Genomic DNA, 7314 nt, shown 5'->3' on the forward strand with positions numbered 1-7314 from the left:
GTTTCCTTCTTTAGTTTATGTTGCATTCACTTTATAAATTTATAATTAATATTAAACTATCATAAGTTATGGCATATTTATTTACGTCGGAGTCAGTGAGTGAAGGACATCCAGACAAAGTTGCTGATCAAATTTCAGATGCGTTAATTGATAATTTTTTGGCATTTGATGCTGATTCTAAAGTTGCGTGCGAAACATTGGTTACCACGGGTCAAGTTATTTTGGCAGGTGAGGTAAAATCGAGCACCTATCTTGATGTACAATCTATTGCTAGAGAAGTAATTCGTAAAATTGGCTACACGAAAAGTGAGTATATGTTTGAAGCAGATTCTTGCGGCGTTTTATCTGCTATTCATGAACAATCGGCTGATATTAATCAAGGCGTTGACAGAGCCAGCAAAGAAGAGCAAGGTGCTGGCGATCAAGGAATGATGTTTGGATATGCCACCAATGAAACTGAAAATTATATGCCATTGGCTTTAGACTTATCACACGCATTGCTGATAGAATTGGCTAATTTAAGAAGAGAAAATAACGAGATAAAATACCTTCGTCCCGACGCAAAATCGCAAGTCACTTTAGAATATTCTGACGACAACAAACCCGTTAGAATTGAAGCTATCGTTATTTCAACACAACATGATGATTTTGCTCCTGAAGCTGCTATGTTAGCGAAAATTAAAAATGATTTAGTTGTGATTTTAATTCCACGAATCAAAGCTAAATATCCTCAATATGCTCATTTTTTTAATGACCAGATTACCTATCATATTAATCCAACGGGGAAATTCGTAATTGGTGGACCGCACGGAGATACAGGTTTGACTGGAAGAAAAATTATAGTGGATACTTATGGTGGAAAAGGTGCTCACGGTGGTGGAGCTTTCTCTGGAAAAGACCCGTCAAAAGTAGACCGTTCTGCTGCTTATGCCACGCGGCATATCGCTAAAAACCTTGTTGCTGCTGGATTGTGTGATGAAGTTTTGGTTCAAGTCTCATATGCGATTGGAGTGGCAAAACCAACTTCTATAAATGTCGTTACTTATGGAACTTCTAAAGTGAGTTTGACCGATGGAGAAATTAGTAAAGTGGTAGAAAATGTTTTTGACATGCGTCCTTATTTTATTGAGCAACGCTTAAAATTAAGAAATCCTATTTATAGCGAAACGGCTGCTTACGGGCACATGGGAAGAACTCCCGAAACCGTAACTAAAACGTTTCAATTACCAAATGGTGTTCCAAAAACAGTAACTGTAGAGTTATTTACCTGGGAAAAATTAGATTATGTAGATAAAGTTAAAGTTGCTTTTGGTTTATAAAATCAGAGTTTTTTAAAAAAAATCCCGTTCAGAAAATCTTTTGAACGGGATTTTTGTTGTTACAAATTATACTTTAAACTAAAAATAATATAACGAGGCTGCACTCTATATTGAGAGGTTCTGACGATATTTTGATTGAAACTGTCATCGTTCAGTGTTGAAGTGTTCAGTAAATTGGTTCCAGAAATTTTATATTCCAAATGGCTGTTTTTAGTTTTTTGAAAAATTAAACTTACCGAAAGAAAATCGTATTGATTCTCAATGCTTTTATTGGAGTTATAGTAATGATAAAACTCATATTCAGAAACGAATGAAAAACTTTTCAGAAAAAAATAATCTAATTTTGCAAAAGGTTTATCTGTAAAAAATCTGTTGCTTTGATAATCATTTATATCATAACTATAACCCACTTCCAGATTAGGCATATTCTTAAAATTGGTTGATAGTTTTAAAGTGTAATCCTGGGTAAAACTTTCGTTTGCTATGGCAATATCAGAAAAAATTGCAGGATTGAACTGAATGTTATTAAATTTTGACCAGATTATATTGGCATTGAAAGATGCTTTATAATATTTAAAAAAGGAACGTCCATAACCGCCATAAGCAGAAAAACTCTCATCGGGGAAAGCGGAGTTTATGGCACCTGCCAACTGATTTACACCATTAAACAAAAACCTCGATTTGACCGCCTCAACAGTTCGAGAATAGCTGGCAGTGGCATAGATATTTTCAAAATTGAACATATTGTACTTAAAATAACGAATGGCATGAATTTGAGTCATGGCGTTTTCCAGAGTTCTATTTCCTTTTGTCAAACTATTATAATTGTTGAATACAAATCCTGCGGCCAGCTTATTGATGTCTGTAAAATTATTGGTTATCGCAAAATTATAGGTCACCGTTTCTGATTTTTTGATTTGGTACAATGCATAAAAATCGGGTAAGATTCTTGTGAATTTTTGGTTGTAACTAGTTCCTAACTGATGATTATCAAGAGCAAATGTATGCGCACTAATTCCGGGAGTGAAAGTAAATTTTCCCTTAAGCATTTTGTAATGAAGTCCAAGAAAAGCATCATTGAAATCATATTTTACAGCATTGGTATTTGAAACATCGGTCAAATTATTGATGGTTTGATTATCTAAAATTTGATAAATAGCGGAGTCGAAATTTTGGTGGGAAAACGTATTTCCCAGAGTGATGTTTATGTTACTTTTTGGAGTAACCATGTAATAATAATCAAACTTGGCATCGAGTTTGTTGGTTTGCACCACTCTGTTTTGCGATATGTTATTTCTGTTTTGACCTGTTGTGTATCCAACAAAATTAAAGGGCTGCGACTGTAAATTAGCATTATAAAATGGGTCTTCGTTTTGATATAAATGCTGCATTTCAAATGCAAAAACGTTTTTATCTGTTGCGGTATAATATAGTCCAATGTTTTGATTAACTGAAACTGGTTTTTGCTTTTTGGCGGTGTATATGTTTTCAGAATTAGCGCTATTGTTTACCACTGATTCCCTGAAAAGAGAATTGTCTTCGACTTGACTGGATATTTTTGACAGAATATCATAATCGAATTGAAAATTATCGTTGGGTTTATAACTAGAACTAAATTTAAAGAGTCCAAAATTATTTTTTTGATGGGCTAATTCTTCTTTATTTTCTGTTGATGCAACGGTGGATGAGTTAGGTGCTAAAAAATTGGTTTTGGTCCTAGTCTCTAAATCAGTTAATGACGAAGAAAATATTGTAAATCCGCTTAAAGTCAGCGATTTTGATGGATTATACGAAAAATTGGTAGCCCCAAAATTAGTTTCAATTTCTTTAGCTCTGTCGTTTCTCAACAAAGAAATTCCCAAATCATTGGACGAAACGTCAAAGCTTGAACCACCTTTTGACATCATTTTTTTGAAACCGCCACTAAACTTAAAATAGTCTTGAAAAGATAAAGGTAATTCTCCTATATTATTAAAATTGGTGATCAGATTAATGCTATATTTGGGACTGTAATAAAATAATTTCGGATTTATAATGTAACGTTTTTCTGCATGTCCCACACCAATTCCTGCAGTGGCATCACCAAACCAAAAGTTTTTCTTTCCGTCTTTTAGTTTAATGTTCATGGCAATATTATCCTGATTGTTTTCTACACCTTTAAGTATAGAATTTTCATTATAATTTCGTAATACCTGCACTTTATCAACGGCATCGGCAGGAATGTTTTTCACGCCTAGTTTGGTATCGCCATCAAAAAAATCTTTACCTTCTACCATCAACTTGGTTACTTTTTTGCCCTCTACCTCCACTTCGCCGTTGGCATTTACCTGAACGCCCGGTAATTTTTTTAAAATATCTTCGAGTTTTCGTTCGGTTCCTGTTTTAAATGAATCGGCATTATAAACAATGGTATCTCCTTTTATAGATACAGGCATTTCGCGAACAATTTCAACTCCTTCAAGCTCAACACCTGCAGTTTCCATGGTAATGTTTTGGGTAATGTTTTGGTTTTGAGTCGTAACCAAAATTTCCTTGTTTTGCATTCCAAGATAACTTAATTTAATAGTATAAGTTGAATTTGCTTTTAAGTTTAAAAAGAACTTTCCTTTGTCATTGGTAATCGCATAAGCATCCATGGCTTTGCTACCTTGGTTCATTGCCAAAACGTTTGCCATTTCGAGTGGTGCTTTATTGTTATCTTGTATAGTGCCTTCAAAACGGATGGATTGGGCAAAAGAAAAAGTGGTTATAAAAACAAATAGTGTTACTAATTTTTTCATTTATTGGAATTGACGCAAGAAGAATTAATGTTCAAAAATAATTACTCCATCTTCATTTTGCATGCTTTTTGTTTTTTTTGTCAATATTTCATCAAACTTTTTTTGGGTTACTTTTTCACCCATATTTGGAACTTTAATTTTGGATTTTTCTTTATTTCCAATAGTTACTTTTGAACATAGAATAATAAACTTTTCTTTGTTAATTTCGAGTATTAATCCTGGTAATCCCCAGTAATTATCGGGACCAAAACTTACCGGTATTTCTGGCGTGTACCATGCAATAACTATTTGTTCTTCTGGCTTATGCATTTTAAAAAGTGATGACTTTTTTTGTTCTCTTTTCAAAAAATCCTCATAATCTTGTTTTTGCTTTTCGCTGACTGGAACTAGTAATTCTGCTTTAAAGCAATTATATTCTCCGATTTTCTTGGTTTCATTAATTAATTTCCAATTAGGTCTTACGAGCGGCTCTTCAATTAAAAATTCTTTATCAAAAACTTCATCCTCTACTAAAGATTTATTTTCTTTTAGATTTAAGTATTTTTTACCTGCGCTCGAAAAGCTAATTGATAGTGAAGATTCTCCGGCAACAAAGGGTTTGTCAAGTTTTTTATTTTCTTCATACAAACTTTCCGATTTTGTAAAAACTAAAAGAAATTCCTTTTCAGTAGCGTTTTTAATAGCTACATCAATTTCCTTCTGAAATTCGAGATCAATTGGTTCTTTGGATTTAATACCACTTACTTCCGCTTTTTTCTTAACAATTCTTTTTGAAAAATACTCCGCATGTCCCTGAAATTCTTGAGCGGAAAGTGAAATTGTACCTAATAAAACCAACGCAAAAATGTTGCTTTTGGACATAATATTTTTTTTATACGTTTTTATTTATTCCCCATTCTCATTGGCATTCCACCTTTTCCATCGTACATCTGACGCATTTCCTCCATTTTCTTGACTACTGTTTCATCGTACTCTTTTTGCGAAATAACTTTGCCATTAGTTGGTGCTTTAATCGCTACTTTTTCTTTTGCATTCAGGACTACTTTTGAACATAGTATAGTGGTTTTTCCGTCATTGACCTCGAGAATTAATCCTGGTAAACCCCAATAATTTTCTGGACCCTGATTAACAGGAATTTCTGGAGTGTACCAGGCCGTAATCGTAATTTCTTTTGGCATATCAAAGTCATCCATAAAATTGGTTTTTTTGTCTTTGTCAGCTGTTTTTGTCGTTTCGGTTTTTTTGTCATCTTTTTTAGGTCTATAATTTCTGAAATCAGATGGGCTTACGGGACGCACTGCTGTGGCTTTGAAACAATTATAGCCGCCAATTATGCGGGTTTCGGTTTCCATTTTCCAGCTTAATTTTGGTAAAGAATCTTTAATCAAAAACTCTTTTCCCATAAATTCTTTGTCAACCGTGTAATTTTTGTCTTTTACATTTTTATAAAACGTTCCACCGCCGCCCATCATTGATGACATCATGCGCATTCTGCCACCTTGACTTTGTCTAGGCGCATCTAGTTTTTCTTCTTCTTTGTAAATAGAAGCCGATTTGTCAAAGTTAAGAATGAATGTTTTTTCGAACATTTTTTTCATGCGTTCTTCAATCATTTTCTGCATTTCGGGGGTTATTTGTTTGTTGTCTTGCATACGGGATTTAAAATCTGATGTGCTGGTTTTGGTTTCGTAAATAGCCTTTCCTTGAAAATCCTTTTGGGCATTGGAAACGCAAAATGCCAACAAAAATAATGTTGCGTAAAGTACTTTTTTTATCATAAGAGTTGTTGATTTATGTTGTTCGTTATTCTTCGATTTCATAGCGTTTTTAATTTGATGAATTTAATGTGACGATTCGTATTGATTTGTGTTACAAATGTATTATTAAAATAGTAATTTTAAGTTGATGTAATTAATTTGGTTTAGTGTAAATTAGCCTTATCATGAAAAAAATATTTTATTTCTTCTTATTATTTATTTGTACTATGGTTTTGGGCCAAACAAAGCTAAAAACTACGCTAGTGAATACTAAAGAATTTGAGAACAAAACGTATATTGGTTTTGATGGTTTGGGCAATAATTATTACATCAATGAAAATGTTTTTATCAAGGAAAATGAAACACAAAAATGGGAATATAAAAATGTAGCTTTAGGAAAAATAACTTCTGTTGACTTTATCAATCCCCTGAAAATTGTGGTTTTCTACGAAGATTTTAATACCATAGTTACACTTGACAATCAACTGAATGACGTTCAAAAACTTAATTTTTTTGAAATTGATACTTCTATCTTTGCTTCAAAAATTGGTTTGGCTTCTCAAAGTCAGTTTTGGATTTATAATGCATTAACACAACAAATACTATTGTTTGATTATCTAAAAAATACATCCAAAACTATAGGAAATCCAATAGCGGAAAACATAAAATACACACAAACTGATTTTAATAATTTCTATTGGATTGATGATATTAATAATTGGTATGCTATAGATATTTTTGGAAAAGTCACTTTGTTAGCAAATATTCCTTCATTTGAAAAAATTCAGATTGTTGATAATGAAAAACTGTTGTTTTCCCGAGAAAATATTTTGTACTGTTTGAATAATGTAACGAAAACGATTTACGAAATAGAAATTGTTGAGAAATCGATTAAAAATTATTATTACAAAGACCAAATTTTGGCTATTTTTACCAACCAACAAATTAAGAATTATAAAATAAAATTACCATAATGCACATAGCAGTAGCAGGAAACATTGGCGCAGGAAAAACAACCTTAACACGATTTTTAGCCAAACAATTCAAATGGGAACCCCATTTTGAAGACGTAGTTGATAATCCTTATCTAGATGATTTTTATCACCAGATGGAACGTTGGAGTTTTAACCTGCAAATATATTTCCTCAATTCTCGTTTTCGTCAGGTGCTGCAAATTCGCGAAAGCGGAAAAAATATTATTCAAGATAGAACTATTTATGAAGATGCCCATATTTTTGCTCCCAACCTACACGCAATGGGTTTAATGACGAATCGTGATTTTGAAAATTACTCCGATTTGTTTCAATTGATGGAAGGGCTTGTGGGTGCACCTGATTTGTTGATTTATTTACGAAGTTCGATACCCAATTTAGTTGCTCAAATTCACAAGCGTGGCCGTGATTATGAAAATACCATTTCTATTGATTATTTAAGCCGGTTGAACGAACGCTATGAAGC

Annotated in this window: 6 protein-coding genes; 3 read left to right on the plus strand and 3 right to left on the minus strand. The window is 32.9% G+C overall.

The window, feature by feature from the left end; translation table 11 throughout:
* Positions 1 to 68 precede the first annotated feature (68 nt).
* Positions 69 to 1319, plus strand: a complete 1251-nt coding sequence (metK, locus tag Q0Q96_RS09680) for a methionine adenosyltransferase (RefSeq protein ID WP_293874294.1) — start codon at positions 69 to 71, stop codon at positions 1317 to 1319.
* A 59-nt stretch (positions 1320 to 1378) separates the two neighbouring features.
* Here the strand turns inward: metK and Q0Q96_RS09685 are convergent, their stop codons facing one another.
* The 3 genes from Q0Q96_RS09685 to Q0Q96_RS09695 are packed head-to-tail and all read right to left on the minus strand — an operon-like array spanning position 1379 to position 5919.
* On the minus strand, positions 1379 to 4099 hold the full coding sequence (locus Q0Q96_RS09685; protein ID WP_293874295.1) for a carboxypeptidase-like regulatory domain-containing protein: 2721 nt from the start codon (positions 4097 to 4099) through the stop codon (positions 1379 to 1381).
* 24 nt (positions 4100 to 4123) lie between these two features.
* Positions 4124 to 4960: a GLPGLI family protein gene (locus Q0Q96_RS09690; RefSeq protein ID WP_293874296.1), complete on the minus strand. Its 837-nt coding sequence runs from the start codon at positions 4958 to 4960 to the stop codon at positions 4124 to 4126.
* A gap of 20 nt (positions 4961 to 4980) precedes the next feature.
* Positions 4981 to 5919 carry a GLPGLI family protein gene (locus tag Q0Q96_RS09695; protein ID WP_293874297.1) on the minus strand — a complete coding sequence of 313 codons (939 nt, stop codon included), beginning with the start codon at positions 5917 to 5919 and terminating at the stop codon, positions 4981 to 4983.
* A gap of 200 nt (positions 5920 to 6119) precedes the next feature.
* Here Q0Q96_RS09695 and Q0Q96_RS09700 point away from each other — a divergent pair, with 200 nt between their 5' ends.
* Complete coding sequence (locus Q0Q96_RS09700; RefSeq protein WP_293874298.1) at positions 6120 to 6830, plus strand: hypothetical protein; 711 nt, start codon at positions 6120 to 6122, stop codon at positions 6828 to 6830.
* Positions 6830 to 7314 (plus strand): deoxynucleoside kinase (locus Q0Q96_RS09705; RefSeq protein WP_293874299.1); only part of this gene is annotated, 485 nt, incomplete at its 3' end. The genes Q0Q96_RS09700 and Q0Q96_RS09705, both read left to right, overlap by 1 nt.

Origin of the sequence: Flavobacterium sp. (genome assembly GCF_025352015.1) — a bacterium.
In the GTDB taxonomy this organism is placed as follows: Bacteria; Bacteroidota; Bacteroidia; order Flavobacteriales; family Flavobacteriaceae; genus Flavobacterium.

Bases quoted from the DNA above. Each gene is read 5' to 3' on its own strand.
- Q0Q96_RS09695 (WP_293874297.1), bottom strand. From the start codon at position 5,919: ATGAAATCGAAGAATAACGAACAACATAAATCAACAACTCTTATGATA.
- metK (WP_293874294.1), top strand. From the start codon at position 69: ATGGCATATTTATTTACGTCGGAGTCAGTGAGTGAAGGACATCCAGAC.
- Q0Q96_RS09690 (WP_293874296.1), bottom strand. From the start codon at position 4,960: ATGTCCAAAAGCAACATTTTTGCGTTGGTTTTATTAGGTACAATTTCA.
- Q0Q96_RS09685 (WP_293874295.1), bottom strand. From the start codon at position 4,099: ATGAAAAAATTAGTAACACTATTTGTTTTTATAACCACTTTTTCTTTT.